General features: G+C 46.0%; 27 protein-coding genes. 9 read left to right on the forward strand and 18 right to left on the reverse strand.

Going from position 1 to position 26,123, the window contains the following annotated elements:
- Nucleotides 1–133: 133 nt before the first annotated feature.
- A complete protein-coding gene (locus tag ACMXYS_RS15030) occupies nucleotides 134–1,801 on the reverse strand; it encodes a SulP family inorganic anion transporter (RefSeq protein ID WP_415897007.1) in 1,668 nt (555 codons plus the stop codon).
- A gap of 204 nt (nucleotides 1,802–2,005) precedes the next feature.
- Nucleotides 2,006–2,803 carry a formate/nitrite transporter family protein gene (locus tag ACMXYS_RS15035; protein WP_415897008.1) on the reverse strand — a complete coding sequence of 266 codons (798 nt, stop codon included), beginning with the start codon at nucleotides 2,801–2,803 and terminating at the stop codon, nucleotides 2,006–2,008.
- 321 nt (nucleotides 2,804–3,124) lie between these two features.
- Here ACMXYS_RS15035 and miaB point away from each other — a divergent pair, with 321 nt between their 5' ends.
- Genes miaB through lnt form a run of 5 tightly spaced genes read left to right on the forward strand, consistent with a single transcriptional unit; the run spans nucleotide 3,125 to nucleotide 8,299 of the window.
- Nucleotides 3,125–4,489 carry a tRNA (N6-isopentenyl adenosine(37)-C2)-methylthiotransferase MiaB gene (miaB, locus tag ACMXYS_RS15040; protein ID WP_415882489.1) on the forward strand — a complete coding sequence of 455 codons (1,365 nt, stop codon included), beginning with the start codon at nucleotides 3,125–3,127 and terminating at the stop codon, nucleotides 4,487–4,489.
- 4 nt (nucleotides 4,490–4,493) lie between these two features.
- Nucleotides 4,494–5,486: a PhoH family protein gene (locus tag ACMXYS_RS15045; RefSeq protein WP_415882490.1), complete on the forward strand. Its 993-nt coding sequence runs from the start codon at nucleotides 4,494–4,496 to the stop codon at nucleotides 5,484–5,486.
- Nucleotides 5,483–5,938 (forward strand): rRNA maturation RNase YbeY, encoded by a 456-nt coding sequence (ybeY, locus tag ACMXYS_RS15050; RefSeq protein WP_415882491.1) that lies wholly within the window; start codon nucleotides 5,483–5,485, stop codon nucleotides 5,936–5,938. Before ACMXYS_RS15045 ends, ybeY begins: the two co-directional genes overlap by 4 nt.
- Before the next feature lie 22 nt (nucleotides 5,939–5,960).
- A complete protein-coding gene (locus ACMXYS_RS15055; RefSeq protein ID WP_415882492.1) occupies nucleotides 5,961–6,797 on the forward strand; it encodes an HlyC/CorC family transporter in 837 nt (278 codons plus the stop codon).
- A gap of 5 nt (nucleotides 6,798–6,802) precedes the next feature.
- Nucleotides 6,803–8,299 carry an apolipoprotein N-acyltransferase gene (lnt, locus tag ACMXYS_RS15060; protein WP_415897009.1) on the forward strand — a complete coding sequence of 499 codons (1,497 nt, stop codon included), beginning with the start codon at nucleotides 6,803–6,805 and terminating at the stop codon, nucleotides 8,297–8,299.
- Between the two features lie 9 nt (nucleotides 8,300–8,308).
- Here the strand turns inward: lnt and ACMXYS_RS15065 are convergent, their stop codons facing one another.
- Nucleotides 8,309–8,839 carry a zinc ribbon-containing protein gene (locus tag ACMXYS_RS15065; RefSeq protein WP_415897010.1) on the reverse strand — a complete coding sequence of 177 codons (531 nt, stop codon included), beginning with the start codon at nucleotides 8,837–8,839 and terminating at the stop codon, nucleotides 8,309–8,311.
- 136 nt (nucleotides 8,840–8,975) lie between these two features.
- Here ACMXYS_RS15065 and leuS point away from each other — a divergent pair, with 136 nt between their 5' ends.
- The 4 genes from leuS to ACMXYS_RS15085 all read left to right on the forward strand — a co-directional run bounded on the left by leuS (nucleotide 8,976) and on the right by ACMXYS_RS15085 (nucleotide 13,536).
- Nucleotides 8,976–11,567 (forward strand): leucine--tRNA ligase, encoded by a 2,592-nt coding sequence (gene leuS, locus ACMXYS_RS15070; RefSeq protein ID WP_415897011.1) that lies wholly within the window; start codon nucleotides 8,976–8,978, stop codon nucleotides 11,565–11,567.
- Between the two features lie 24 nt (nucleotides 11,568–11,591).
- Nucleotides 11,592–12,101 (forward strand): LPS assembly lipoprotein LptE, encoded by a 510-nt coding sequence (gene lptE, locus ACMXYS_RS15075; RefSeq protein ID WP_415897012.1) that lies wholly within the window; start codon nucleotides 11,592–11,594, stop codon nucleotides 12,099–12,101.
- 6 nt (nucleotides 12,102–12,107) lie between these two features.
- Nucleotides 12,108–13,130 (forward strand): DNA polymerase III subunit delta, encoded by a 1,023-nt coding sequence (gene holA / locus ACMXYS_RS15080; RefSeq protein ID WP_415897013.1) that lies wholly within the window; start codon nucleotides 12,108–12,110, stop codon nucleotides 13,128–13,130.
- A 154-nt stretch (nucleotides 13,131–13,284) separates the two neighbouring features.
- A complete protein-coding gene (locus tag ACMXYS_RS15085) occupies nucleotides 13,285–13,536 on the forward strand; it encodes a c-type cytochrome (RefSeq protein WP_415882498.1) in 252 nt (83 codons plus the stop codon).
- 17 nt (nucleotides 13,537–13,553) lie between these two features.
- On the opposite strand, the gene ACMXYS_RS15090 is transcribed toward ACMXYS_RS15085, so the two are convergent.
- The 15 genes from ACMXYS_RS15090 to nadD all read right to left on the reverse strand — a co-directional run bounded on the left by ACMXYS_RS15090 (nucleotide 13,554) and on the right by nadD (nucleotide 26,118).
- Nucleotides 13,554–14,126: a lysophospholipid acyltransferase family protein gene (locus tag ACMXYS_RS15090; RefSeq protein ID WP_415882499.1), complete on the reverse strand. Its 573-nt coding sequence runs from the start codon at nucleotides 14,124–14,126 to the stop codon at nucleotides 13,554–13,556.
- A 20-nt stretch (nucleotides 14,127–14,146) separates the two neighbouring features.
- A complete protein-coding gene (locus ACMXYS_RS15095; protein WP_415897014.1) occupies nucleotides 14,147–14,539 on the reverse strand; it encodes a hypothetical protein in 393 nt (130 codons plus the stop codon).
- An 81-nt stretch (nucleotides 14,540–14,620) separates the two neighbouring features.
- The gene (locus ACMXYS_RS15100) at nucleotides 14,621–15,058 is read right to left on the reverse strand and encodes an OsmC family protein (protein WP_415897015.1); all 438 of its coding nucleotides are present in this window, start codon (nucleotides 15,056–15,058) and stop codon (nucleotides 14,621–14,623) included.
- 253 nt (nucleotides 15,059–15,311) lie between these two features.
- The gene (gene lipA / locus ACMXYS_RS15105) at nucleotides 15,312–16,295 is read right to left on the reverse strand and encodes a lipoyl synthase (RefSeq protein ID WP_415882503.1); all 984 of its coding nucleotides are present in this window, start codon (nucleotides 16,293–16,295) and stop codon (nucleotides 15,312–15,314) included.
- A 6-nt stretch (nucleotides 16,296–16,301) separates the two neighbouring features.
- Nucleotides 16,302–16,949: a lipoyl(octanoyl) transferase LipB gene (lipB, locus tag ACMXYS_RS15110; protein ID WP_415897016.1), complete on the reverse strand. Its 648-nt coding sequence runs from the start codon at nucleotides 16,947–16,949 to the stop codon at nucleotides 16,302–16,304.
- Nucleotides 16,949–17,227, reverse strand: a complete 279-nt coding sequence (locus ACMXYS_RS15115; RefSeq protein WP_415897017.1) for a YbeD family protein — start codon at nucleotides 17,225–17,227, stop codon at nucleotides 16,949–16,951. Before ACMXYS_RS15115 ends, lipB begins: the two co-directional genes overlap by 1 nt.
- A gap of 9 nt (nucleotides 17,228–17,236) precedes the next feature.
- Nucleotides 17,237–18,103 (reverse strand): aminotransferase class IV, encoded by an 867-nt coding sequence (locus tag ACMXYS_RS15120; RefSeq protein WP_415882506.1) that lies wholly within the window; start codon nucleotides 18,101–18,103, stop codon nucleotides 17,237–17,239.
- Nucleotides 18,104–18,183: 80 nt separating this feature from the next.
- Entirely contained in the window at nucleotides 18,184–19,341 is a 1,158-nt protein-coding gene (locus ACMXYS_RS15125) for a D-alanyl-D-alanine carboxypeptidase family protein (RefSeq protein ID WP_415882507.1), read from the reverse strand.
- Nucleotides 19,342–19,444: 103 nt separating this feature from the next.
- Entirely contained in the window at nucleotides 19,445–20,275 is an 831-nt protein-coding gene (locus ACMXYS_RS15130) for a septal ring lytic transglycosylase RlpA family protein (protein WP_415882508.1), read from the reverse strand.
- An 18-nt stretch (nucleotides 20,276–20,293) separates the two neighbouring features.
- Nucleotides 20,294–21,505, reverse strand: coding sequence for a lytic murein transglycosylase B (mltB, locus tag ACMXYS_RS15135; RefSeq protein WP_415897018.1), 1,212 nt, complete (start codon nucleotides 21,503–21,505; stop codon nucleotides 20,294–20,296).
- Between the two features lie 82 nt (nucleotides 21,506–21,587).
- Nucleotides 21,588–22,727: a rod shape-determining protein RodA gene (gene rodA, locus ACMXYS_RS15140; protein WP_415898263.1), complete on the reverse strand. Its 1,140-nt coding sequence runs from the start codon at nucleotides 22,725–22,727 to the stop codon at nucleotides 21,588–21,590.
- On the reverse strand, nucleotides 22,727–24,634 hold the full coding sequence (gene mrdA / locus ACMXYS_RS15145) for a penicillin-binding protein 2 (RefSeq protein ID WP_415882510.1): 1,908 nt from the start codon (nucleotides 24,632–24,634) through the stop codon (nucleotides 22,727–22,729). Before mrdA ends, rodA begins: the two co-directional genes overlap by 1 nt.
- A gap of 15 nt (nucleotides 24,635–24,649) precedes the next feature.
- On the reverse strand, nucleotides 24,650–25,117 hold the full coding sequence (gene rlmH, locus ACMXYS_RS15150) for a 23S rRNA (pseudouridine(1915)-N(3))-methyltransferase RlmH (RefSeq protein WP_415897019.1): 468 nt from the start codon (nucleotides 25,115–25,117) through the stop codon (nucleotides 24,650–24,652).
- An 8-nt stretch (nucleotides 25,118–25,125) separates the two neighbouring features.
- Entirely contained in the window at nucleotides 25,126–25,458 is a 333-nt protein-coding gene (gene rsfS, locus ACMXYS_RS15155) for a ribosome silencing factor (protein WP_415889379.1), read from the reverse strand.
- A gap of 9 nt (nucleotides 25,459–25,467) precedes the next feature.
- A complete protein-coding gene (nadD, locus tag ACMXYS_RS15160; RefSeq protein ID WP_415897020.1) occupies nucleotides 25,468–26,118 on the reverse strand; it encodes a nicotinate-nucleotide adenylyltransferase in 651 nt (216 codons plus the stop codon).
- Between the last annotated feature and the right edge of the window lie 5 nt (nucleotides 26,119–26,123).

Below are 26,123 nucleotides of genomic sequence, written 5' to 3' on the forward strand. Positions count from 1 at the left end.
ACTCAGAAAACACTTTACCCATATTGATCAAACACCAACGTTCAAGGAACGTTGGTGTTTTTTTATATCCGAAGCGTAAGCAGGAGTTTAGGCTCAATACAAAGAACTTGCTTTCAATAGCTTTAGGACCACGTCACGCACCGGCATAAACTTGTGATTCATCAAGATACTGAACAGCTCGTTCCAAAGCTTCCGTACGAGTGCTAGCAAAATCATAACTGCTGATACGGGACTCTAATCCTAGTTTGAGCAATTTATCCTGAGCTTCTTTTGATCGGGTAATAATCGATACATGCTTACCTAAATCTAGAGCCTCAAAAACTACGTTTTCGATCGACAGTGCCATAGTGTCATCCAAGAAAGAGACATCACTCAAATCAAAAATAACCGCTTCGTGTCTTTCAATATCCTGACGTTCACGCGCTATTGCCTTGGAAACACCAAAGATCATTGCACCGGACAAATAGAAGAGAAGTACCCGACCGTCCGCCTTATTCAGAAGGGTCTTCTGCTCTTCATCCAGTGGGATCTCATCATCCACATCCGACATGGCCCGCACCTTCTGCGCTTCAACCATAGAGAGTTTCTGGATAATGATGATATTGGCTACAAATACACCGATACCTACAGCTACAATCAGATCTACAAAAACCGTCAGTAGCAGTACGGTGTACATAATCAATGTGCTGTGACGAGAGACTTTGTGGGCACGTTTGATAAACGACCAATCTAGGATATCCATCCCCACTTTCACCGCAATCGCTGCCAATACAGCAAGCGGGATATTCTCGATCAAGGAGGCGGCGCCAAACACCGCTATGGCCAAGGCGACTACCCTAATAACACCGGAAAGCGCGGTCCGCCCCCCCGACTGGATATTGACCACGGTACCCATAGTAGCACCCGCACCCGGCAGGCCACCGAAGAGACCAGACATGATATTACCTAAGCCTTGGCCTACTAATTCTTTGTTAGAGTTGTGCTCAGTTCGAGTCAAGTTATCAGCGATAACCGATGTCAGCATAGAATCGATACAACCTAACATGCCCAACACCATCGCTTCCACCAGCATGATACTTAGCTCGGCGTGAGTGAAGTGAGGTATCACCAGAGAAGGTAGTGATGCATCGATCTCACCGATACGCTGAATCTGCTCAAAATCAAAAACAAGCACCGACAGAATACTTACACACACCAGCGCTATTAACTGAGGTGGCAGATACTTTTTAAGTTTTTCAGGCGTAAAGAAAAGCAGCTGCAAGGTCACTACGAACAGTAAAAATTCGCCCAACTGGATATTCATAACCAGCTCTGGGAGATTCGACAATGTCCCCACAACCCCACCAGCAGGCGCAGTTTGACCCAGCGCGGGGGCCAATTGCATGAGAATCAGGATAACGCCTATCCCGGACATAAAGCCGGAAACCACCGAGTAAGGCATTAAAGTGATGTACTTTCCCAGTTTGAGGAAGCCAAATATTATCTGGAAACACCCCGCCATCATGACGACGGTAAAGGCCATGGCGAGACCTTTTTCGGGATGGGTAGCAATCAGCGTACTCACAACAGCAGTCATAACTACTGTCATTGGACCGGTAGGCTCAGAAATAAGAGTAGAAGTACCACCAAAGAGAGAGGCAAATAAACCGATTAGAATTGCGCCATAAAGACCCGCTTCTGCACCCGCACCTGACGCCACACCGAAGGTTAAAGCAAGGGGTAACGAGACAACCGCAGCTGTCAAACCACCTAACATATCGCCGCGAAGGTTCTTCTTACTCAGCGTATTCAGCGCAAGCATCTAACTTTTCTCTTTGTGTACAGGAATCCAGGCTGTAATTTTACTAGTCGAGCGCAAGCGAGCAAGGTTTATCTGATCCAACTCGACTAAATATTCCTCATAAAAACCTTTCTACGATAAAACTAGGAGTAGTCTTGGATTTTATTCAGCTTAGTTGAATAAAATCCGCACAAAAATAAGCCACTCCTAATTAATCAAAGACTATTACTTGCCAGTTTTCACGTGGGTTAAGTAGAGAGGCAAACCTACCAACAAGAAGCCACCAACCAAGTTACCCAACACCGTAGGAATTTCATTCCACACTAAGTAATCCACCAACGTGAAGTCGCCACCCATAATCATCGCAAATGGGAACAGGAACATATTCACAACGGAGTGTTCAAACGCCATGTAGAAGAACAGCATGATCGGCATCCACATTGCGGCCATTTTACTGCTGGCAGATGTTGAGATCAGCGCACCAACCACACCCATGGAAACCATCCAGTTACACAACATGCCGCGGATAAAAATAGTAATCCATCCCCAAATCCCTTGTTCTTGATAGCCAAGGGTACGAGACTCACCAATCCAACTGACTTTCTCCGCAATTGCGCCACCATCAGTTTGATAACCATAAGTCAGAATAAAGGAAGCAAAAAAAGCGACGATAGCGGCGCCAGAAAGGTTACCCAAAAAGACTAACCACCAGTTACGTAATAACTTCTTAATAGTGCAGCCTGGGCGTTTATCAATCACAGCAAGAGGTACTAAGGTAAATGCTCCGGTGAGAAGATCAAATTTCATCAGGTTTAGCATGATAAAACCGACGGGAAACAGAATTGCACCAATCAATAAATTCCCTGTGTTGGTAATCACCGCAATGGCAAAGAATGCAGCCAAGGACAAAATAGCACCAGCCATCAATGAACGGATATAAGTATCCCTGGTGGTCATAAAGATCTTTTGTTCGCCTGCATCGACCATTTTGGTAACAAATTCACGCGGCTCCAAATACGCCATAAACGCCTTCCCTTAAAAAATTACTTAACATGTAAATCAAGCTAAAAATGGAAGGCAATCTTACCAAAACTAAAGTCTAATGAGTCCCCCTCTATGCACCAAGTGACTAAATACCAGTACCAAATACCCATAGCTCAACTCGGATCTCTAAAACCCCTTTTAAAACCAAGGCTTTTGCAACCATATCAACTGAGAAAATGAGCCGATTTCAACTCGACTAAACTGTTCATTATCTGGCCGCTTAAGTATAATGCGCGGTCCTTTATGCACCCGGCCATATTTTCCTGCCGGGCTTTGATACACGCAAAATACAGGTGAACAATGGCGAAGAAGCTATTTATTAAAACCCACGGCTGTCAGATGAACGAGTACGACTCTGCACGTATGGCGGATCTGTTGGGGGAAAGTCATGATCTTGAGCTAACTGAGGACGCTGATGAAGCGGACGTTCTGCTCCTGAACACCTGTTCGATTCGTGAAAAAGCTCAGGAAAAAGTATTCCACCAGCTAGGCCGCTGGCGCAAACTGAAAGCGAAGAATCCAGATATCAAAATTGGTATCGGTGGCTGCGTAGCTAGTCAGGAAGGCGACAATATTCTAAAACGTGCACCTTACGTTGATATGATCTTTGGCCCGCAAACATTACACCGTTTGCCCGAGATGATTACTGAAACCGGTAACGGCGGTGTAGGCATTGTCGATGTCTCTTTCCCTGAAATCGAGAAGTTCGATCACCTTCCAGCCCCTAAAGTAGAAGGCGCTGAAGCCTTTGTTTCTGTGATGGAAGGCTGCTCTAAGTACTGCACTTTCTGCGTTGTACCTTATACACGTGGTGAAGAAGTAAGCCGCCCTCTAGACGATGTTATTACTGAATGTGTTGAGCTTGCTGAGCAAGGCGTGCGTGAAGTTAACCTACTCGGTCAAAACGTGAACGCTTACCGTGGTGATACGCATGATGGCGATACTGCCGATCTAGCAGAATTGATCCGTTGTGTAGCAGAGGTTGATGGTATTGATCGTATTCGTTTCACTACCAGCCACCCGGTAGAGTTCACTGACAGCTTGATCGAAGCCTATGAAGATGTGCCTGAGTTAGTGAGCTTCCTTCACTTACCGGTACAAAGCGGCTCTGACAAAATCCTAATGGCCATGAAACGTGGTCACACTGCGCTTGAGTACAAATCAAAGATCCGTCGTATCCGTAAAGCACGCCCAGATATCGAGATCTCTTCTGACTTTATCATCGGTTTCCCGAATGAAACTGACGCTGATTTCGAAGCGACAATGAAGCTAATCGAAGATATCGGCTTTGATAACAGCTATAGCTTTATCTACAGCCGTCGTCCGGGCACACCGGCATCTGATCTGCCTGACAATATCGACGAAGAAACTAAGAAAGCGCGTCTACAAATTCTGCAAAGCCGCATTATTCAAAATGCTCAGCAGATCAGCCGTCGCATGGTGGGTACCACTCAGCGTATTTTGGTTAACGGTTATTCTAAGAAAGATCCGGGCTTACTTTCAGGTCGTACTGAAAACAACCGTGTTGTGAACTTCCGTTGCGATAACCCAGATCTAATCGGCCACTTTGCCGATGTGAATATTGCTCAAGCTTATGCCAACTCTTTAGTAGGTGAGCTAATCTGTTCAGAACTGGACGACAATTTTTCCTTGAAGGCGGGCTAAGCTGTTGAGCACTGCACAATCGATCAAAATCACACTAGAACCTGAAAATGCTGAGTTCCTAGCAAACCTTGGTGGCCCGTTCAACGAGCACTTCAAACTGGTTGAGAAACGTTTAGGCATTGAGATTCGTAACCACGGTAATCACTTCCAACTACTGGGTGATATCGAAAACATCACCTTCGTTTCCGAAATGCTTGAAGCACTTTATAACGATGCTAAGCAGGACAAACGTATCTCACCCGATCAGATCCATCTTCTAATTCAAGAAAGCGGTCTGGAACAGCGTAATAGCAATCAACAGATTAAAGATACGGATATCAGTATCCGTACGAAAAAAGCGTTGATCCGCCCTCGCGGTGAAAACCAGCAAGGCTATGTACGCTCAATCCTTCAACACGATATCAATTTTGGTATTGGCCCGGCGGGCACAGGTAAAACCTACCTTGCGGTTGCCTGCGCAGTTGATGCCTTAGAACGTGAAGAAGTAGATCGCATCTTATTGGTTCGTCCTGCTGTTGAAGCCGGTGAAAAGCTAGGCTTTCTGCCAGGTGATCTAAGCCAAAAAGTTGATCCATATCTGCGTCCTCTCTATGACGCGCTGTATGAGATGCTAGGATTTGAACGTGTAGGCAAATTGATTGAGCGTAACGTGATCGAAGTTGCGCCTCTGGCCTATATGCGTGGCCGTACCCTGAATAACTCATTCGTTATTCTGGATGAAAGCCAGAACACGACGCGCGAACAGATGAAGATGTTCCTGACACGTATCGGTTTTGGTTCTACTGCAGTTATTACCGGTGATATCACTCAGGTCGATCTACCTAAAGGCACGCGCTCGGGTTTGATCCACGCGATGCAAGTGCTAGACGATGTAAAAGATATCGGCTTTACTCACTTCACCGCTAAAGACGTCGTGCGACATCCACTGGTTCAGCACATCGTCCGTGCTTATGACCGTTTTGAGAAAAAAGAAGGCAAGCAGGATTCTCATAAATGAGTTTTGAATGCGAAGTTCAGTACGAGATTGAAGGCAATCTACCGACAGAAGATCAGTTTCAGCAATGGATATCCGCTGCGCTGACCGGCCAGGTTGATGAAGGTGAAGTGTGCATCCGCATAGTAACACCGGAAGAGAGCCAAACCCTCAACCGCACTTATCGCGATAAAGATAAACCAACGAACGTTCTCTCCTTCCCATTTGAGGTGCCTGAAGGCGTTCCTCTGCACCTACTAGGTGATCTTGTTATCTGTGCCGATGTGGTTGCTAAAGAAGCAAAGGAGCAAAAAAAGCCTTTGTTTGACCATTGGACCCACATGGTTGTGCATGGCTGCTTGCATCTAATCGGTTTCGATCATATAAATGATGAAGAAGCTGAAGAGATGGAAAATCTCGAACGTAAAATTCTCGCCAGTATGGATATAAAAGACCCATACTTGGAAAGTAACTAAATATCAGGACACTCAACACACCATGAGCGAAGATCGATCGGGACAGCCGAAAGGCTGGTTAGAAAAGCTTTCCCAAGCGTTTAATGACGAACCTCGCAGCCGCGAGGATCTGTTAACCGATTTGCGTCAAGCGACCGACGAAAATCTGCTAGATAACGAAGCACTGACCATTATGGAAGGTGCCATGCAAGTATCAGACATGCAGGTTCGTGATGTAATGATCCCTCGCTCACAAATGGTAGTTGTGGAAGCGGATCAAACGCCTAAAGAGTTCCTACCAGTTATTATTTCCAGCGCGCATTCTCGCTTCCCAGTGATCGGAGAAACGCCAGATGAAATCCTTGGTGTTCTACTCGCAAAAGACCTTCTTCCACTAATTCTAGAAGGCAACCTCGACCAATTCGATCTTAAAAGCAAGCTGCGCACTGCGACTTTCATCCCTGAATCTAAACGCTTGAATATTCTCCTAAAAGAGTTCCGTGTTACGCGTAACCACATGGCGATTGTGATGGATGAGTACGGTGGCGTATCTGGTCTAATCACCATCGAGGATGTATTAGAACAGATCGTGGGCGAAATCGAAGATGAGCATGATAGCGAAGAAGATGATGGCAACATCAAACCATTCGATAAGAATGCCTTTATTGTTAAAGCCCTTACGCCAGTTGACGACTTCAACGAGTATTTCGACACAACTTTCTCTGAAGAAGAGTTCGATACTATCGGCGGTATCGTTACACAAAAATTTGGTCGTATGCCGAAAAAAGATGAAAGTGTAGAAATCGAAAACTTCCAGTTTAAAATTTTGTCTGCTGATACCCGTCGAATCCGCCTACTACAGGTAAGCCGTAACGGATAATCCCTATGCCTCTGCAACTGCTACTCGTTTTGCTTGCAGGGGCATTAATTGCCCCCTCCTTAGCACCATTTGATACACCCTATTTAGCCTTACTGCCTCCGGCCATTTTGTATCTATGCAGCCGGAACCGATCAATAAAGCAAAGCAGTTGGCTTGGCTATTTTTTTGGTCTAGGTTTCTTTGGAACCGGTGCATCTTGGGTGTTTGTGAGCATTCATGAGCACAGTCATACACCCTTACCCATCGCCCTCACTTTAACCGCACTTTTCGTGGCAGGCCTAGCCCTTCTCTTTGCACTACAACAGTGCGCTTGGAAAAAGCTATTCTCTGCCCGCTTCCAATCTCTGAGTTTTATTGGCTGCTGGGTACTATTTGAGTGGCTACGTAGCTGGTTATTTACCGGCTTCCCTTGGCTGTATTTAGGTAACGCATCTTTAGATACCCCATTCCAGAATCTTTTACCTATAGGCGGCGTATGGCTAGCAAGTTTTGCCATGCTGGCAACAGCAATTGCTGCAGCCGAATTTATTCGCAGTCGCAATCTGAGACCCTTGTTATTGCTGCCACTGCCATTGATAGCAAGCATACTCTCTTTCAATCCATGGACAGCTGCAACGGATAAGGCTCTCAAAGTCGCGATCGTTCAACCTAATATCCCACAGCAAATTAAATGGAACCCGGAATATCGCCCTGAGATCTTTGCTAAATATATCAAGCTATCTCAGCCTCATATCGACACTGAATTAATGCTATGGCCAGAAACAGCTATTCCAGCTCTGTTCCAGCATGCAGCAACACCTTTGGCTGAATTGCTGAGCGATTTAGACAGCAACGGCACCTCATTGATCAGCGGTTTACCCAGTACCACAAGAGACAATGATCATCCTAAAGGTTATCGCGTGCATAATAGTTTAGCGATTCTTACCACAGACAGCGGCATCTATCACAAACAGAGACTCGTTCCCTTTGGTGAATATGTACCTATGGAAACGCAGATCAGAGGGTTACTCGACTTCTTCAATCTGCCAATGTCGAGTTTTTCTCTTCCACAAGGGGAACAACCACTGCTAACAGTCGCCAACCACAAGATTAGCGCCGCTATCTGCTACGAAATTGCCTACCCAGAACTAGTCAGAAAGAACTCGTTAAACGCCGATATATTGCTTACTGTGTCTAACGATACTTGGTTTGGCGCGTCCATCGCACCGGCTCAACATATGCAGATTGCACGAGTAAGAGCGGTAGAAAATGGTCGCTGGCTGATACGAGGAACCAACAACGGCCTTACCGGTATTATCGATCCTCAAGGGCAGATCGTAAAACAACTTCCACAGTTCCAGGCAGGCGTCTTACGAACACAAGTTTTTAGCATGCAAGGTATGACGCCTTTTCAGGAGTTTGGATCACTACCGATCCTAGTCTTAGCAGGACTGTTTACTCTGTTCGGGCTAGGGCGTCATCAGCTAGCCCTGCGAGACAATCCCTACCCCGATTTCAGTTAAAACTATCCATTATGGCCAAGGTTGAGAAACACGCTTAAAGAACGTTTTGCCACAGGCCTGACAAGGCTCAAGTTTTTCTGTTTTCTTTAAAACAAACTGAGTTGAACAACTTAAACACTGCAACGTCCCTACTGTAGCCAACTCACCAGCAATGTACTGATCCTCATCATGGTCTAAACGCTCTCGTAACATCTCTTGCCCGATACGGGTTTGATCTGCTATCAACTTGAGCTGCTCAGCAAACGTATGCTCTAACGCATTCAAATCAAATTTCAGCCATGCAGCAATCCCCGCACCTGTTTCATGGGCATAGTAGCCCAATGTTTTAAGATCTCGAGCTAAGTAAGCCTTAAGCAGATCCATCTCATCCCGAGTCATATCCTCTGCCGCTAATTCTAATTCCACAGCATCATGGATCTTCTCCTGCAATAGATCCCAAGACTTAGCTTCCGACGTTTTCAGATCCTTTGTTAGCCGCAGAAGCACTCTGTCATAGTCAGCTGAAGCCAGTTTCGTTTTCTTATCGCTATCCGCGCCCATAAAACCACCTCGTTTTTAGCAGAAATGCTGTTTGCCCTCTTGTATATATTGTATGCTATGCCCCAATTAGCAAACTTTTATTAACCGGCGTCAATTGGATGCCGGTTTTTCATCATAGGCATAACGATTCACGAACATGAACGAACAATATCGCCCTCAGAAGATTGAACAAGCCATCCAGAAACACTGGCAAGATAACGACAGCTTCAAATGTGAAGAAGATCTGCAGAAAGAAAAATTCTACTGCCTGTCTATGTTCCCTTACCCAAGTGGACGTCTCCACATGGGCCATGTTCGTAACTACACCATTGGTGATGTAGTTTCCCGTTACCAGCGCATGCAGGGTAAAAACGTACTTCAACCAATGGGTTGGGACGCTTTCGGTCTTCCTGCAGAAAACGCAGCGATGAAAAACAACGTTGCGCCAGCAAAATGGACCTATGAAAACATCGATTACATGCGTAACCAGCTACAGCAGATGGGCTTTGGTTACGACTGGAACCGTGAACTAGCAACGTGCCACCCAGAGTACTACCGTTGGGAGCAATGGTTCTTCACTAAATTGATGGACAAAGGCTTAGTTTACAAGAAAGAAGCTGAAGTAAACTGGGATCCTGTTGACCAAACAGTCCTTGCCAACGAGCAGGTGATCGATGGTCGCGGCTGGCGCTCAGGTGCGTTAGTTGAGCGTAAGAAGATCCCTCAGTGGTTCCTTAAAATCACAGATTACGCAGACCAGCTGCTGGAAGATCTAGACAAACTAGATCAATGGCCAGAGCAGGTTCGTACAATGCAGAAGAACTGGATCGGCCGCTCTGAAGGCGTTGAGCTAATGTTCGACGTTGACGGTTACGGTGAGCTAGAAGTCTTCACAACACGTCCTGACACACTAATGGGTGTGACTTACGTTGCCGTTGCAGCTCAACACCCACTGGCACTTAAAGCTGCGGCAAATAATCCAGAACTTGCGGCATTTGTTGAAGAGTGCAAAAACGTAAAAGTTGCCGAAGCAGACATGGCAACAATGGAAAAGAAAGGCATGGCGCTTGGCATCACTGCCACTCACCCACTAACAGGTGAAGAAGTACCTGTTTGGACTGCTAACTTTGTATTGATGGATTACGGTTCTGGCGCAGTTATGTCTGTACCGGGCCACGATCAGCGCGATTGGGAATTTGCGACCACGTACGGTTTGGATATCAAACAAGTTATCCGCCCACTAGACGATGCAGACGTTGATCTAAGCGTAGAAGCGTACACAGAAAAAGGCGCTTTGGTTAACTCTGGCGCTTACGACGATCTTGAATTCGACGTTGCCTTTAAAGCAATCGCATCCGACCTAGAAGCGAAAGGCAAAGGTAAAGTTACGGTTAACTTCCGTCTACGTGACTGGGGTGTATCTCGTCAGCGTTACTGGGGTGCTCCAATCCCTGTCATCAACTGCAAGAGCTGTGGTGCAGTGCCTGTTCCAGAAGATCAGCTTCCAGTTGTACTACCTACAGAAGTTGAGTTTGATGGTAGCGGCTCTCCAATCAAAAAGATGGAAAGCTTCATCAACACAACCTGCCCTAAATGCGGTGGTGCTGCTGAACGTGAAACCGATACATTCGATACTTTCATGGAATCTTCTTGGTACTACGCGCGTTATGCTTCTCGTAGCAGCGAAAATGCCATGCTTGAGCCTGAAAAAGCGAACTACTGGCTTCCAGTAGATCAGTATATCGGTGGTATTGAACACGCGATTCTTCATCTACTTTACTCACGCTTCTTCCACAAGTTGATGCGTGATGAAGGTTTGGTTGATAGTGATGAGCCATTCAAACGCCTACTTTGCCAAGGCATGGTATTGGCTGACAGCTTCTTCCATGAAGATGAGAACGGTGGTCAGGTTTGGGTATCTCCATCAGATGTTGATATCAAAACTGATGAGAAAGGCCGCGTAGTTAGCGCAGCTCATCGCTCTACTGGTCAGGCGCTTCAGCATGACGGTATGTCTAAGATGTCTAAGTCCAAGAACAACGGCATCGACCCACAAGTAATGATCGATAAGTACGGCGCGGATACAGTTCGTCTATTTATGATGTTCGCTGCACCACCAGAACAATCTCTAGAGTGGTCTGATACAGGTGTTGAAGGTGCGCACCGTTTCCTTAAACGTCTATGGAAACAAGTTCACGATCATCTAAAAGTGGGTGGTTCTACTACTGCTATCGACAAAAACAGCCTAACTGACGTTCAGAAAGAGCTGCGTCTAAAGGTTCACTCCACGATTCAGAAAGTATCTGACGATATGGAACGCCGCCAGACATTCAACACAGCAATCGCAGCTGTAATGGAACTGTCGAATACAATCGCTAAGTTTGTTGATATCAGCGAACAAGGCCGTGCGGTAATGCAAGAAGCACTAGAAGCAGCAGTATTGCTACTAGGCCCAATCGTTCCGCATATAAGCCACCAGCTTTGGATTGAACTAGGTAATGAAGGCGATGCTCTAACTGCGGCTTGGCCACAGGTTGACGAGAGCGCACTAGTTCAAGACACCATTCAACTGGTTGTTCAGGTTAACGGCAAAGTACGTGCGAAGATCAATGTTGCTGCAGATGCAGATGAAGATGTTGTCCTTCACACAGCGCTAGCTGACGAAAATGTTCAAAAGCACATGGCAGATAAGACAATCCGTAAGAAGATTGTTGTACCTGGCCGCCTAGTGAATATCGTAGTTGGTTAATAAGCGCAGATTAAGGAGCAGATCATGATCAAACAATGGCAATCATTGACTGGAAAAATCATTCTGTTGCTAACTCTGTGTGGATTCATGAGCGCATGCGGCTTTCAGCTGCGTGGCGCTCAAGAAGTTTCTGCAGACAAGCAGCAAGTAACGATTATCTCCGGTAATGCTAACTCTGAACTGCTCAAATCCTTACGCCAAAATATGAAATTTAATGGTGTTAGGGAGATAGCAGGTGCTCCTTACCAGATCCAGCTTCGCCAGTTCCGATATAAACGCCGCGCCGCGACAATCAGTAGCAGTGCTGATGTTGATGAGTATGAGCTATCGGTAGAAGTTGTTATGTTAGTCGCTGACCAACAAGGCAACCCTATAACCTCAGACATTAAACTTCAGCGCGATCGTACATATACCTACAACAAAAATGCTGCAGCAGCGAGTTCTGAACAAGAAGAGTTATTACGCCGCGAGTTATATAACTCCGTTGCACAATCAATTCTTCGCCGCTATCTATCCAGTAACAGCGCCCAATAAGCCTGCATGAAACTGCGTCCAGAGCAACTTAGCGGTCATCTGAAAAAAGGTCTATCACCGGTTTATCTAATTACCGGTGATGAGCCCCTACTCTCAGAAGAGAGTAGCGACCTTCTTCGTCAACACCTGCAACAACAAGGCTTTAGCGAACGTGAAGTGCTTCATGTCGATGGTAGCTTCAGCTGGGAATACTTGCTCGAATGCGCCAACGCACTTTCTCTGTTTGCAGAAAAGAAGATTATCGAGCTACGCCTTGGTAGCAGTAAGCTAAATAAAAAATCCAGCGAGATCCTGCGCGAATACCTCAATAATCCTGCACCGGATAACATCTTGTTTATTATTGCCGATAAACTCGATGGCGCCGCTAAAAAGAGCGCTTGGTTTAAAGCGATCGATAGCACGGGGGTAATAGTTGAAGTATGGCCCGTAGAAGCTGAGCAACTACCCAACTGGATTCGTCAGCGCGCAGCACAGATCGAGCTAAAATTAGATGATGAAGCGATTCAGCTGCTTTGTGATCGCATTGAAGGCAACCTATTGGCAGCCAAGCAAGAACTGAGCAAACTCAGCCTACTGTTCCCTAGCCAAGTTGTTACCGCCGACGATGTCATCAACGCCGTATCTGATAGCTCCCGCTATGATATCTACGGCCTTTCAGACGCAGCCCTACAAGGCCAAGCCTCTCGTTGCTGCAAGATTCTGCAAGTTTTACGACAAGATGGTACTGAGCCTCCAGTCGTGCTTTGGGCCCTATCCAAAGAGCTTCGCTCCCTAGCAGCGATCCAACAAGCACAAAACAATGGCCAATCCTTCGATGCAGTATGCCAACGGGAACGCATCTGGGGTAAACGCAAGCCCTTAGCGCGCAAAGCCTCACAACGTATTAGCGGTGTTCAGATCAACCAAGCTCTGCAGCAATGCGCCGAAGTAGATAAAATCGTTAAGGGCATGGCTGTTGGCGACGCTTGGCTATTGCTGACTTCCATTTCGCTAACCCTTGCTGGGCAAGCACTCGCACTTCCTAATTAAGCACTCAAGAACTGCTAGTTTCACCACGCCTCATCAGCTATGATGCGGTTATATATCAATGAGATAGATAGCCATGCGTCCACTCGCCTTAAGTCTATTATGCACAACAGCACTTTTACTAAGCGGCTGCGATAGGGAGATTCCGCCGGAGCGAATGAAATCTGGAGAGGATCTATATGGTTACTACTGCAAAGAGTGCCATACCAAGCATGGCCCCGGCGCATATATGGAAAAGTTTGCCGGAAAGGAACCGATGGAAGCGTATAAGATTATTTTGATGATCAAATACGGCTACAACAAAGAAAAACACAGCATGCCGGTTTTTGATCAGCTTTCAGAAAAACAAGCAGATGCTGTAGCTCAATATGTAGTTAAACTTCAGCATTCACATATGACAGCTAAGTAAGCGCCCCCTTTAACTTATTACTGAGTGGGATGTAGATAATCCCCATATTGTTCAAAAATCTTTGCCAAATCAGCCTCATAATCGCCGCTGGTTTCGAAGCTACCTAGCACCCCCGCCTTCTTCTGCTTGTAATCGATAAAGCCCAAGGCAATCGGCACACCTGCCCCATGAGCAATATAGTAGAAACCGGATTTCCATTTATCCACTTTAGAGCGCGTGCCTTCGGGGGACATCATAATCCGCAGTTCGGCATGTTGATCAAATTGTTGCACCGTTGCTTCAACCATATTGTTCGACTTGCTTCGATCAACCGGAATTCCTCCCATCCAGCGCATCAAACCGCCAAAAGGAAATTTAAAGATACTGTCCTTTCCCACCCAATAGAGCGGTACATCCAGCGAGAAAGCTACCATCAAACTAAACGGCATATCCCAGTTAGTAGTATGGGGGGCACCAATCACAACACACTGCTTTAACTCTTTGGGGATATTACCCACAACCTTCCAGCCCAACAGTTTCAGAACAGTTCGAGAGAACCAGCGCAAACAAGGCTGAACCACAGGGGTGGAAAACATCGTTTTATGTAACATTACATCCCCGATAAAGGCGTTTAATTTGACTCAACAGCTATTATTTTAGCCTGACCATCTGAAGTTAGCGTCAGGTTTAACTTTACTTGGTGCCAACCTTGCGAAATTTTCACATCCTTAGCACTGATAGTCTCATACCACTGCTGATCACCAATCTGCCAATCGATCTGCGCAGTCTCTCCACGTAAAGGTCGCGCTTTAAATCGAAACGCGCAAAAACCATTTGGAGCAACCTGCTGACAAACAATTTTACTCCTTGTGGATAAAACTTCGATCCGAACACTGGTCAAAGTCTGATTGGATAGATTTGTAACAGTGATTTGATCAAGTTCGGCAGGCGTGTTTGTTGGCTGAACATATGGAGTACAGCCGGATAGCACTAAGAAGACAAGTGGAGCTAGAAATTTGATCATAAGGGCAGTATAACGAGTTGCCGCTAAGGAGTTAATGCCCTAATTTAAGCCTTAAAAGTTACGACAACTCATTCGAAAAGCCTACCCGATATATTGGTGCAGAACTTCAGTTTCCAACTTAATATTGTCGTGCAGCGGACAACGTACGCAAACTCTATCTAAGAATAATTGTTTCTCGGTTTCGCTGAGATCTGCATCGATCTGTGCTTGAACGCTAATCGCCTGAAAGCCAACACGATCTTCAGTTTCTTTGCCCATAAGTCCCATTGGATTCAGATCACCATCGACTTGGATCTGCATACTACGTAGTTCGATCTTTTCCTGATTCGCAGCAATTCGTGCGATTGAGCCGATACAACCCGCTAAAGAGAACAGGAAGTACTCAAGTGGTGTAGGGCCTTCATTGGTGCCACCGCTCGCCTGCGGTTGATCGATCGTTACTTTGTGGTCACGGATATCCGCGTGGATAGCCCAACCCGCATTCATAGTGGCAGTCACAGAGATGGTTTTAGTACTCATAATTAACCTTAGTTTTAATCTTTACTGCCTTAGGCAGAATTAATATTAGATAGCTCTAATATAGAGATTTTTAAGTTATAAGGATAAGAACAAATAGCTATAAGAGCAGCGGACCTAAGAACCAATATCAGCTATAACTACCAAAACCTAATCTAGATTCCTGCCTTCGCTGGGATGACCTTAGGCCACTAGCAATAAAAAAGGCCGTTCTAAAAACGGCCTTTGTGGATAACTTAACGTTAAAGGAGGGATATTAACCTACCTTTTCACCCTTCGCTTGTAGATCGGCATGGTAAGAGGAACGAACCAAAGGACCACACGCAGCATGTTTGAAACCAAGTTCTTTTGCAATGCGGCTAAACTCATCAAACTCTTCAGGCGTCACAAAGCGCTCTACCTTAAGGTGTGAACGGCTTGGTTGTAGATATTGACCGATTGTTAACATATCCACATCATGAGCACGTAGGTCTTTCATTACCTCAATGATCTCTTCATTGGTTTCACCAATGCCTACCATCAAGCCAGACTTGGTACGTACATCTGGGTTCTTCGCTTTGTATTTTTTCAACAAGCGTAGAGACCACTCATAATCAGAACCTGGACGTACCGCTTTATATAGGCGGGGTACAGTTTCCATATTGTGGTTAAAAACATCTGGCGGTGTTTCAGTAAGGATATCGATCGCGATATCCATACGACCACGGAAGTCAGGTACTAGGATCTCCATCTCGATAGATGGAATACGCTGACGCGTTTCACTAACGCAATTAGCAAAGTGCTGAGCGCCACCATCGCGAAGATCATCACGGTCAACTGAAGTTACTACGACATAGCGCAACTCCATATCCGCGATCGCTTCTGCCATCTCTCTAGGCTCATTCTCGTCTAGAGCATTTGGACGGCCGTGAGCTACGTCACAGAATGGACAACGACGGGTGCAGATATCACCCATAATCATAAAAGTAGCTGTACCATGGCTAAAGCATTCGCCTAAGTTCGGGCAGCTTGCCTCTTCACAAACAGACGCGAGCTTATGCTTACGCAGCTTCTGCTTGATACTGTCCACTTTTGCACTTGATCCCATCCGCACACGCAGCCAATCAGGCTTACGCGGCATATCTTCTTTCTCCGTTGGAATTACCTTAATAGGAATTCGATCAACTTTATCGGCGCCACGCAATTTAACGCCCTGCTCTACCCGCTTCTTCTTTACTTCGTTATTGTTATCTAATGACATCTAGGCTTAATCCAGAGTAGTTTGTCGAGTGACTTCTTTATACCCTAGCTTGGTAATAAGGATATCTAGAAGACGCTGCGTTGCCTCAACCTGATCAAGGTCAGAAGTTAACGCGTCAAGTTGTGTCATCGCCATACCGGCATAGCCACATGGGTTGATTCTTAAAAAGGGTTCTAAATCCATAGCAAGGTTAAGTGCCAAACCATGGAAAGAGCAACCTCGGCGAACCCTAAGGCCTAAGGATGCAATTTTACTATTATCCACATAAACGCCGGGTGCATCCGGTTTAGCATAAGCGTCTATGCCATAGGACTGGACTGTTTCAACCACAGATTCTTCCATAATTGAAACCAGTTCACGCACACCTAATTTCTTACGTTTTAAATTCAGCAGCAGGTAGATAATTGCCTGTCCAGGGCCGTGGTAAGTGACTTGACCACCCCGATCCACCTGAACAACCGGAATATCACCCGTACCTAACAGGTGCTCCTCTTTACCTGCTTGCCCCTGTGTAAACACCGGCTCATGTTGCAGCGACCAAATTTCATCCACGACCGAGTCATCACGCTCATTAGTGAAATCTTGCATCCGCTGCCATGTTGGTTCGTAAGGCTGTAAACCTAAATCCCTGACAATTAGCTGATCAGGGCTCATCAGATCACCATTTTTACGCGATCAGACGCGATTAACGCTTCGTGCAGAGCTTTAAGCTGCTCGACACTTTGAGCTGTTATTTTAAAACGCACGGATTGGAATGTGCCTTTACGGCTATCCTGCAAAGTTACCTGAGAGATATCCAGATCCGGAACATGAATCTGCACAATTTCGATAACGTGACCGCGAAAATCTGCACTATTTACCCCAACGACTTTAATTGGATAGTCAGGACATGGAAATTCGATCTTTGGCGGTTCTTGCTGCTTGTCTGTCATAAACTCTGTCTAATTCTCTGTTGGCTTACCGGTCATCAACTGCCGTTGATACTCAGAAAACTTCTCAAAAATCTTCCGCCAAACCGGACCTTTCTGGCCATCACCAATCTGATGACCATCAACTTCAATTATAGGCACTATACCTCGGGTGGAACTGGACACCCAAACCTCATCCGCAGCCAGTAACTTATCATAATCAATATCAATCTCTTGATATTGAATCGCATACTGGTCTGACAATTCAAGAATAAGCTCTCGGGTAATGCCACCTAATATCTCTGAACTACGTTTAGGGGTGTAGATAACTCCGCGCTTCACCAAAAACAGGTTACAGGCTGAGCCCTCTGTTAATCTTTCATCACGGGAGAACAGCGCCTCATCCACCCCTTCATCTTTGGCTTGCTGTAACACCAATATATTAGGTAGCAAGCAAGTGGATTTAATATCGCAGCGATGCCAACGTAGATCTTCTGTGACAATCGCTTTTAAAGGCACCACATCATCGCAGCCCGCTTGCCAGATATCTTTGATAGGCGAACAACAAGCAAAGATAGTTGGTTCTAAACTATCATCGTACGCGTGGCTACGCTTACCAGCACTACCTCGTGTAACCTGAAGATATACCGACAAATTGCCCCCACCATTCAACTCAACCAGTTGGTTCATGATGGCAATCCAATCGCAGTTACTTTTGATTCGAACCGCGCGCAAACTATGCTCTAAACGATCAACATGCTCCTGCAGGCGAAACCCTATCCCTTGATAGTATGGAATCACCTCATAAACACTGTCCCCAAACAGAAAGCCACGGTCAAAAACCGAAATTTTCGCTTCCTCTTGAGGGATGAATTCGCCATTCAGATAGACTGTATTCATATCACCTAAACACAAATGCCCACATCTACGTTTATAGATGTGGGCATCCGTGCAGTTTTAAAGGGCAACGCTAAATGCGTTTAGCCAATTAAGCTGGTAAAGAAAAGTAGGATGGCATGCCAAATACGCTTTAACAAACCGGCTTCTGGAACAGCTTCCATCGCTACCAATGGCACCTCAGCGACCAACGCACCATCAAGTGTTACACGAACTTTGCCTAGCTCTTGTCCTTTTTCAATTGGCGCTGAAATAACCTTGTCTACATCCATTGTAGCTTGCAGTTTATCTGCCTGCCCACGCGGGATGGTTACTGTAAGTGAATCTTCAATGCCCATACGCAGTTGATCAGATACGCCCGACCACACTTTCGCTGTATTCAGTACGACATTGCTCTCGTATAGCTTGTGCGTGCGGTAGTAACGGAAAGCGTAGGACAATAGCTTCTGAGTTTCACGTGCACGAGCTTCTTCATCACTGGTACCTAAAACAACAGAGATGAGTCGCATACCATCACGCTTCGCTGAAGCCACTAGACAATAACCTGCTTCATCGGTGTAACCTGTCTTCATACCATCAACAGTTTTATCACGCCAAAGTAGCTTGTTACGGTTTGGTTGGCGGATTTTGTTGTAAGTGAAATACTTTTCAGAGTAGATGCTGTAGAGCTCAGGAAAATCATTAATGATTGCTCGAGCAAGCGTTGCTAGATCCGCAGCAGATGACTTATGGCCCTCAGCAGGCAAACCTGTCGCATTCAGGAAATTCGTATTTTGCATACCAAGTAGGTCCGCATGCTGATTCATCAGATCCGCAAAGGCCGGCTCACTACCCGCAATATGCTCAGCTACTGCAACAGATGCATCGTTACCAGACTGAATAATGATCCCTTTCATCAAGTCGCCTAGACGTACTTGGGTTCCTTCGCGAATAAACATACGCGAACCTTGAGTCCGCCATGCTTTTTCACTGATAAGTACAAGATCATCTACACCTACATTTCCTTTACTTAATTCATACTCAAGGATGTAGGCCGTCATCATTTTGGTCAGGCTCGCTGGCGCAAACGCCTTTTCAGCATTCTTAGACGCAATAACCTTTCCTGTATCGGCATCAACGACAAGATACGCAGTCGCTGCGATTTGAGGTTCTGCTGGTATTAGACGCGCCACAGCATGCACTTGGAATGCAAACAGTGTCAAAAATAGTACAGAAAAGTACTTAAAAGCCTTATTAAACATTGTTTTCCAGAATTTATTTTGGGAAATGAAGACCCGCCAGATCATCATTTCCTTAGGTTTTAAAAAGTCCACTTAAACGCCGTGGATAACTCTACTCAAGCGCTTAAGGGAAGTCCACCAGCCGAGGGTTCTTATGTCCCATCTGCTCAACTTTTTGGGTTAAATCCGTTAGCGAAGTATCCGACTTCAACGGCCCAATTTGTACACGATACAAAGTACGGTTATTAGTCGTCGTAGGACGAATCAATACCGCAAGTTCAGGCAACAATGGACGTAACTGGCTTTCCACATACTCAGCCGAATCTCGATTAGAGTAAGCACCCACTTGCAGGTAACGCCCAGCAATATTTGCAGCAGGCTCTGGAGTAGCTGCAACAACCGCTCCAGACCTTTGCCATGCTCTTGGGTCAATCGCTTCTAATCGAACATTACCGGTACCATATTTGAGGATATCTAGCTTAGATGCAGCAGCATAAGACAGATCGATAATGCGGTTGCCGTGGAAAGGGCCACGATCATTCACCCTTACAATAACCTGACGATTATTCGCCAGGTTCGTTACTTTCAAATAAGTCGGGATCGGCAATGATTTATGGGCCGCTGACATCTTATACATATCATAAATTTCACCATTAGAAGTTTTATGACCATGAAACTTCTTGCCGTACCAAGATGCCGTACCCGTCTCGTTATATCCTAACGAGCTATTCATTACCCAATACTGTTTTCCAAATACTGTATAAGGGCTTTTATTACCCCCACGACTCTTTGGCTCTACTTTTGGTACCGCATCTTTTACATGAGATACATCTACTGGGCGATCCGGTGCTTTATCATGACGCATTGAATAGCGGCCACTATTAGTCGTTGTACTTGTAGAAGAACAACCGACCAAAGCAATTGCCAATAGAACTAGACCAATTTTTTGTAACATAGCCTACTCGTAAAATTATTATTTTTTAGCGACTTGGCCTGCTTCCGCTTTCTCGTAAGCAGCTTTAATCTGCTCACTTAAGCGATAAACAGCCATCGCGTATAGCTTACTATGGTTATAACGGGTAATAACATAGAAGTTATGCAGGCCTAACCAGTACTGCTCATCTTCACCCATAACTAAGCGCATCAGAATCGCTTTACCCTCAGGATCTAGATCCAGTTGCGGCTGAACACCACGCGCTTGCCATTCACCTAGCGTGTGTTTAGGGATCAAACCTTTACGGCCAACGCTGTACCAGCTCTCTTCTCTTTCCTTTTGGAAAGACACAGAGCTAATCACAGGCTCACCCGGCTTCCATTTATGCTCAGCAAAGTAGTTAGCTACACTACCAATCGCATCACGCTTATTCTTCCAGATATCACGTTTGCCATCTTCATCAAAATCGATAGCAAAGTTACGATAGCTAGACGGGATGAACTGACCATAGCCCATAGCACCTGCATAAGAGCCTTTCAATGAAGTAATCTCCACCTGCTCTTCGCGTACCAGTAAGAGATACTCTTTTAATTGCCCTAGGAAGAATTCACTGCGGCGAGGGTAATCGAAACCTAAGGTCGCTAGCGCATCTAATACACGATAACTACCAGTGATGCGCCCGTAGCGAGTTTCAACACCGATAATAGAAACGATAATTTCCGCCGGAACACCGTAGGCTTTTTCCGCATCCATTAGCGCCTGACGGTTTTCCTGCCAAAACTGCACACCTTGGTTAATACGCTTCTCTTTAAGGAAGATGTTGCGGTACTGTCCCCAATTTAAGGTGCCTTCTGCAGGTCGGGAGATCGCTTTCAAGATGGAAGTTTGACGTTCCGCTTTACCTAACACATCACGCAGGTAAGCTTCTTCAAAGCCTTCCGTTTTCATCTCTTCGATAAACTGCTGTGCACGTGGGTAATCCGCGTAAGAGCCACCACGGACAGCTGCTAAAACCTCTTCCTGCGTCATGCGTTTCGTGGTTTTAGCTTTTGGCTTTTCAACCGCTTTAACTTCAGCTTTAGCCTCTTGCTTAACAACTTCTATTTCTTTGGTTGCAGCCTCTGATTTAACAACAGTTTGCTCTTTAGGCTTAACCTCTGCACTTGGCTCAGCTGGTTTATCCGTAGCTACACAGCCGGTCAGCAAAACACCTGCTGCAACCGCCGTTGATACAAGAAATTTAGATTTCATACCTGAAAAGCTCCCTTAAACACGTACAACATAAATAACACCCAAAACATCGGTCTATTAAAAAAATAACGCCGACACACTTCTACTTTAACAACATGGTGCGATAACTATGCACCGACATAATAATGCCAAATCCTGCCATCAGGGTCACAATCGATGTTCCACCGTAACTCACTAATGGCAAAGGTACACCCACCACTGGTAGCAAACCACTTACCATGCCTATATTTACAAAAACATAAACAAAGAAAGTTAAAATCAGACTACCGGCCAATAATCGGCCAAAACTATCAGGCGCACGAGCAGCAATCACCAAGCCACGCGCAATAATTAACAGATACAGGGTTAACAGTATTAGAACCCCAATTAATCCCATCTCCTCAGCCACAACCGCGATGATAAAGTCAGTATGAGATTCTGGCAGGAAGTCCAACTGTGACTGCGTTCCGCTCAACCAACCCTTACCTGAAATACCACCCGATCCAATCGCTGTTTTCGATTGAATAATGTTCCAACCAGAGCCTAGAGGATCACTTTCTGGATCCAAAAAGGTTAATACCCGCTGTTTCTGATAATCCTTCATGACCATCCATAGGCCCGGCAGTGCAGCTGCTGCCAAACCTAGTGCTGCAAAGATATACCGCCATAAAATCCCAGAAAGCAGCAGTACAAAAACACCCGAAGAAGCGATCAATAACGACGTACCCAAGTCCGGCTGTTTCATGATCAACACAGTAGGAATACCCACCAGCATAAGACTGATAAAGATATGTTTAACACGTGGTGGAAGTGGTCTGTGGGCAAGATAAAAGGCTACTGTCAGAGGTAAAACTAACTTCATAATTTCTGAAGGCTGGAACCTGAAGCCAGGTAAAGCGATCCAGCGTTGAGCACCTTTAGCACCAACACCAAAGAGAATTACGCACACAAGTAGAGCGACCCCAATCAAGTAAAGCGCGGGCGCCCATCGCCCAAGGAATCTCGGGGTAAACTGCGCCAAGACTATCATGACGAAGAAGCCAACCCCCATGCGGATCGCCTGACGCGTGACGTACCCCATATCTTGACCAGATGCGCTATATAAAATAAATAAGCCAAAGCCGCACAGAGCAAGCAGAAGCAATAACAGCCAACCATCTAAGTTGGTGTAACTCCACAAGCTTGGACGTTGACGCAGATGATCATGCGCTTCTGGCATATAGCGTTCAAATTCACGTCCCATCATCGTGCAGCCACCTCCAGCTCCGCTTCTTCAGCAAAAGGATCGATACCGAGTAAATACGCATCCATCACTTGACGCGCAATAGGCGCAGCCGTACTGGAACCGCCTCCGCCATTTTCAACAATGACCGAGATCGCGATTTTTGGATCATCAATAGGCGCAAAAGCTACAAATAAAGCATGGTCACGGTGAATTTCAGCCAGTTTTTCAGCATCGTACTCTTCATCCTGTTTGATACCGACTACCTGCGCAGTACCGGTTTTACCGGCAATTTCATAAGCTGAATTTGCGCCAGAACTGCGTGCAGTACCACGCTTTCCATGCATTACTTCACGCATGCCTTTAATAATGTCATTCCAATGCTTATCGTTGTTCAGTACGACATCCGGTAGTGGGCGTTTAACCCCCGCAATATCCGGCATACTTAAACTTGAAGCATTATTTTCATCAACCTCTTTTATGCCTTGTAGCATGCGAGGTGAGTGCCACTTACCACGATTGGCAACAACTGCCGTCGCCGTTGCTAACTGCAATGGTGTTGCGACAAAGAAGCCCTGTCCGATACTCATATTAAGAGAGTCACCGGTATACCAAGGAGTTTTACGCGCACGCTTTTTCCACTCACGAGAAGGCAAAATAGCACCGATCGCTTCTGGCAAGTCCAAACTGGTGACTTGGCCAAAGCCAAACTTACCCAAATAATCAGACATCGGATCGACACCCATTTTATGAGCAACATCGTAATACCAAACGTCACAAGATTGCGCGAGGGAGTCGTACATATCGACCCAACCATGCCCTGTTCGCTTCCAATCCCTATATTTACGACCGCCACGGGTGATCTGGTAAAAACCGGGATCAAAGACCCTATAGGATGGTTTTACTACACCGGTATCGATCGCGGCTAAAGCGACAATCTGCTTAATGGTCGAGCCAGGAGGATAACCACCGCGGATAGCACGGTTAAACAATGGCAGATCTCTCGATTCCCTTAACGCCGAATAATCCTTCGACGAAATACCCGTCACAAACAGGTTCGGATCGTAAGCCGGAGTCGATACTAAGGTTAAGATACCGCCGGTTTTCGGGTCCATCGCCACAACCGAGGCGCGTCGGCCTTCCAGCAGTTTCTCCGTAATCTGTTGCAGTCTAAGATCCAAGTGCAAAACTAGATCTTTACCCGGTTTAGGGTCCGTCCGTTCCAGAATACGCATCACCCGACCACGAGCATTGGTTTCTACTTTTTGGAAACCCACCTCGCCATGCAACTGATCCTCATAGAACTTTTCAATACCGAGTTTGCCGATATAGTGAGTCGCAGCATAGTTATCCTGATCAACACGCTTGAGCTCTTTCTCGTTGATTCGGCCTACATAACCCATGGCGTGAACCAATGTTTCACCATAGGGGTAGTAACGGATTAGCTCTGCCTCTACACGTACACCCGGTAAGCGATGGTAATTAACCGATATTTTCGCGATCTCTTCTTCCGTTAAACGAAAGCGCACAGGCACCGATTGGAAAGGTCGACGACGCTGTTTTAGACGCTTTTTGAAACGCTCAACTTCACGATCGGTAATAGGGATCAGTGCTTGCAGATCTACTAGAGTTTTTTCAATGTCTTTCACCTCTTCTTTAAGAAGCGTGACACTGTAACTAGGGCGGTTATCCGCTAACAGCACCCCATTGCGGTCGTAGATTAAACCTCGCGTCGGCGGTACTGGCTGAAGTTGGACACGGTTATCTTCCGACATCGCCACATAGCGGTCGTGCTCAATAACCTGAAGGTAATAGATACGCCCAAGTAGAATCCCGAGCATAATGACCACGATAAAAAACGCCAAAGCCGCACGAAATTTAAATGTGCGGCTTTCTTTCGAGTGATCCTTGAGGCGCTCTGCTGCCATATTCCTAGCGTTCTTCTACTTGTGGTAAGGATGTCCCTGAATGACCGTCCAGGCACGATAAAGTTGTTCTGCTAACATCACCCGCACAAGCGGATGCGGTAACGTCAGTGCAGACAACGACCATTTCTGATCTGCCATTGCAGAACAACGGCTATCCAGACCATCCGGGCCTCCAATGAGTAGACTGATATTACGGCCATCCATACGCCAGTCTTCCACTTGTGACGCCAGTTTTTCGGTTGACCAGTTTTTACCTAACACTTCCAAAGCGATAATTCGGTCGCCTTTAGGTATTGCCGCCAACATCTGATCTCCTTCCTGCTTCTTAGCACGAGAAACATCACTGCTCTTACCTCGATGCCCTAACGGAATTTCGATCATCTCAATCTGAAAATCTGCAGGTAGGCGCTTGGTATATTCCTGATAACCTTCGTTTACCCACGAAGGCATCTTGCCACCCACAGCTATGATCCGGATTTTCATAAAAAGTTCTACGCTTCTGCGTCAACGCCCCATAGGCGTTCTAGATCATAGAAGTCACGCGCATCTGGCATCATTACGTGAACAACCACATCGCCTAAATCCACAAGAATCCAGTCGCTTACGCCCTGACCTTCAGAACCTAGTGGCATCACGCCTGCTTCTTTCAGCTTAACAACCACTTCTTCGCCGATAGATCCAACATGACGCTTAGATGTACCGCTCGCGATTACCATGTAATCAGTTACGGTTGAACGACCACGGACATCAAGATCGACAATCTCTTTGGCCTTCATATCTTCTAGTGCTGTGTGCACTAGTTCTAAAACTTTTTCAGCTTGCATTATTTCACTTCAGTTAGTTAAACCGTATAAACGGTTATCTTGAATATATTGCCAGACCCCATCTGGAAACAGATAACGAGGCGACAAGCCCTGCGCTATGGTTTCGCGGATCTGCGTTGCTGATATCCCTAAGGGAGTCAGCTCATGAAACAGCACGTTGCCCGCCGGTAGCGCCATCGCCTGTTCCAAGTTTTGAGCCTTATGCTCATCTGTAAATTCTTTGATCTCACCCTCTGTAGGCAGATCATAGCCAGGCCGTTTTACCACTACGATATGGCAGTAATCGGTAAACTTATCCCATTCATACCAGCTGGGTAACGTCATATAAGAATCCATACCCATGATCATAAAGATTGGGCATTGATCACCTAATTCAGAACGTAATCCCTGCAGTGTCAGGAATGAATAAGAAGGCTGCTCAGAGCTGATTTCTCGATCGTCAGCACATAAGCTTGGTTCATCGGCTACCGCCAACTTCACCATCTCTAAACGTTGTTCAGAGGTTCGACCTGGAGTCGCTCTATGCACTGGGGTTTTAGAAGGGATCAAACAGAGCTGATCCACGCCTAACCAATGCTGTAATTCCAGAGCCGTTCTCAGATGGCCATTATGGATGGGATCAAAAGTCCCACCCATAAAAGCAAAAGCGTTCGCTTTCATAATCT

This window comes from Neptuniibacter sp. QD57_21 (assembly GCF_047778075.1).
Taxonomy (GTDB): domain Bacteria; phylum Pseudomonadota; class Gammaproteobacteria; order Pseudomonadales; family Balneatricaceae; genus Neptuniibacter.

What these genes read in the sequence shown, in the direction of transcription:
- ACMXYS_RS15065 (WP_415897010.1), bottom strand. Translation starts at nt 8,839, where the DNA reads ATGGGCGCGGATAGCGATAAGAAAACGAAACTGGCTTCAGCTGACTAT.
- mrdA (WP_415882510.1), bottom strand. Translation starts at nt 24,634, where the DNA reads ATGGCAGCAGAGCGCCTCAAGGATCACTCGAAAGAAAGCCGCACATTT.
- lptE (WP_415897012.1), top strand. Translation starts at nt 11,592, where the DNA reads ATGATCAAACAATGGCAATCATTGACTGGAAAAATCATTCTGTTGCTA.
- ACMXYS_RS15090 (WP_415882499.1), bottom strand. Translation starts at nt 14,126, where the DNA reads ATGTTACATAAAACGATGTTTTCCACCCCTGTGGTTCAGCCTTGTTTG.
- ACMXYS_RS15120 (WP_415882506.1), bottom strand. Translation starts at nt 18,103, where the DNA reads ATGAATACAGTCTATCTGAATGGCGAATTCATCCCTCAAGAGGAAGCG.
- lnt (WP_415897009.1), top strand. Translation starts at nt 6,803, where the DNA reads ATGCCTCTGCAACTGCTACTCGTTTTGCTTGCAGGGGCATTAATTGCC.
- holA (WP_415897013.1), top strand. Translation starts at nt 12,108, where the DNA reads ATGAAACTGCGTCCAGAGCAACTTAGCGGTCATCTGAAAAAAGGTCTA.
- ACMXYS_RS15130 (WP_415882508.1), bottom strand. Translation starts at nt 20,275, where the DNA reads ATGTTACAAAAAATTGGTCTAGTTCTATTGGCAATTGCTTTGGTCGGT.
- ACMXYS_RS15095 (WP_415897014.1), bottom strand. Translation starts at nt 14,539, where the DNA reads ATGATCAAATTTCTAGCTCCACTTGTCTTCTTAGTGCTATCCGGCTGT.
- rodA (WP_415898263.1), bottom strand. Translation starts at nt 22,727, where the DNA reads ATGGGACGTGAATTTGAACGCTATATGCCAGAAGCGCATGATCATCTG.
- mltB (WP_415897018.1), bottom strand. Translation starts at nt 21,505, where the DNA reads ATGAAATCTAAATTTCTTGTATCAACGGCGGTTGCAGCAGGTGTTTTG.
- ACMXYS_RS15085 (WP_415882498.1), top strand. Translation starts at nt 13,285, where the DNA reads ATGAAATCTGGAGAGGATCTATATGGTTACTACTGCAAAGAGTGCCAT.
- rlmH (WP_415897019.1), bottom strand. Translation starts at nt 25,117, where the DNA reads ATGAAAATCCGGATCATAGCTGTGGGTGGCAAGATGCCTTCGTGGGTA.
- ACMXYS_RS15125 (WP_415882507.1), bottom strand. Translation starts at nt 19,341, where the DNA reads ATGTTTAATAAGGCTTTTAAGTACTTTTCTGTACTATTTTTGACACTG.
- ybeY (WP_415882491.1), top strand. Translation starts at nt 5,483, where the DNA reads ATGAGTTTTGAATGCGAAGTTCAGTACGAGATTGAAGGCAATCTACCG.
- lipA (WP_415882503.1), bottom strand. Translation starts at nt 16,295, where the DNA reads ATGTCATTAGATAACAATAACGAAGTAAAGAAGAAGCGGGTAGAGCAG.
- ACMXYS_RS15030 (WP_415897007.1), bottom strand. Translation starts at nt 1,801, where the DNA reads ATGCTTGCGCTGAATACGCTGAGTAAGAAGAACCTTCGCGGCGATATG.
- lipB (WP_415897016.1), bottom strand. Translation starts at nt 16,949, where the DNA reads ATGAGCCCTGATCAGCTAATTGTCAGGGATTTAGGTTTACAGCCTTAC.
- rsfS (WP_415889379.1), bottom strand. Translation starts at nt 25,458, where the DNA reads ATGCAAGCTGAAAAAGTTTTAGAACTAGTGCACACAGCACTAGAAGAT.
- ACMXYS_RS15035 (WP_415897008.1), bottom strand. Translation starts at nt 2,803, where the DNA reads ATGGCGTATTTGGAGCCGCGTGAATTTGTTACCAAAATGGTCGATGCA.
- ACMXYS_RS15100 (WP_415897015.1), bottom strand. Translation starts at nt 15,058, where the DNA reads ATGAGTACTAAAACCATCTCTGTGACTGCCACTATGAATGCGGGTTGG.
- ACMXYS_RS15055 (WP_415882492.1), top strand. Translation starts at nt 5,961, where the DNA reads ATGAGCGAAGATCGATCGGGACAGCCGAAAGGCTGGTTAGAAAAGCTT.
- leuS (WP_415897011.1), top strand. Translation starts at nt 8,976, where the DNA reads ATGAACGAACAATATCGCCCTCAGAAGATTGAACAAGCCATCCAGAAA.
- nadD (WP_415897020.1), bottom strand. Translation starts at nt 26,118, where the DNA reads ATGAAAGCGAACGCTTTTGCTTTTATGGGTGGGACTTTTGATCCCATC.
- miaB (WP_415882489.1), top strand. Translation starts at nt 3,125, where the DNA reads ATGGCGAAGAAGCTATTTATTAAAACCCACGGCTGTCAGATGAACGAG.
- ACMXYS_RS15115 (WP_415897017.1), bottom strand. Translation starts at nt 17,227, where the DNA reads ATGACAGACAAGCAGCAAGAACCGCCAAAGATCGAATTTCCATGTCCT.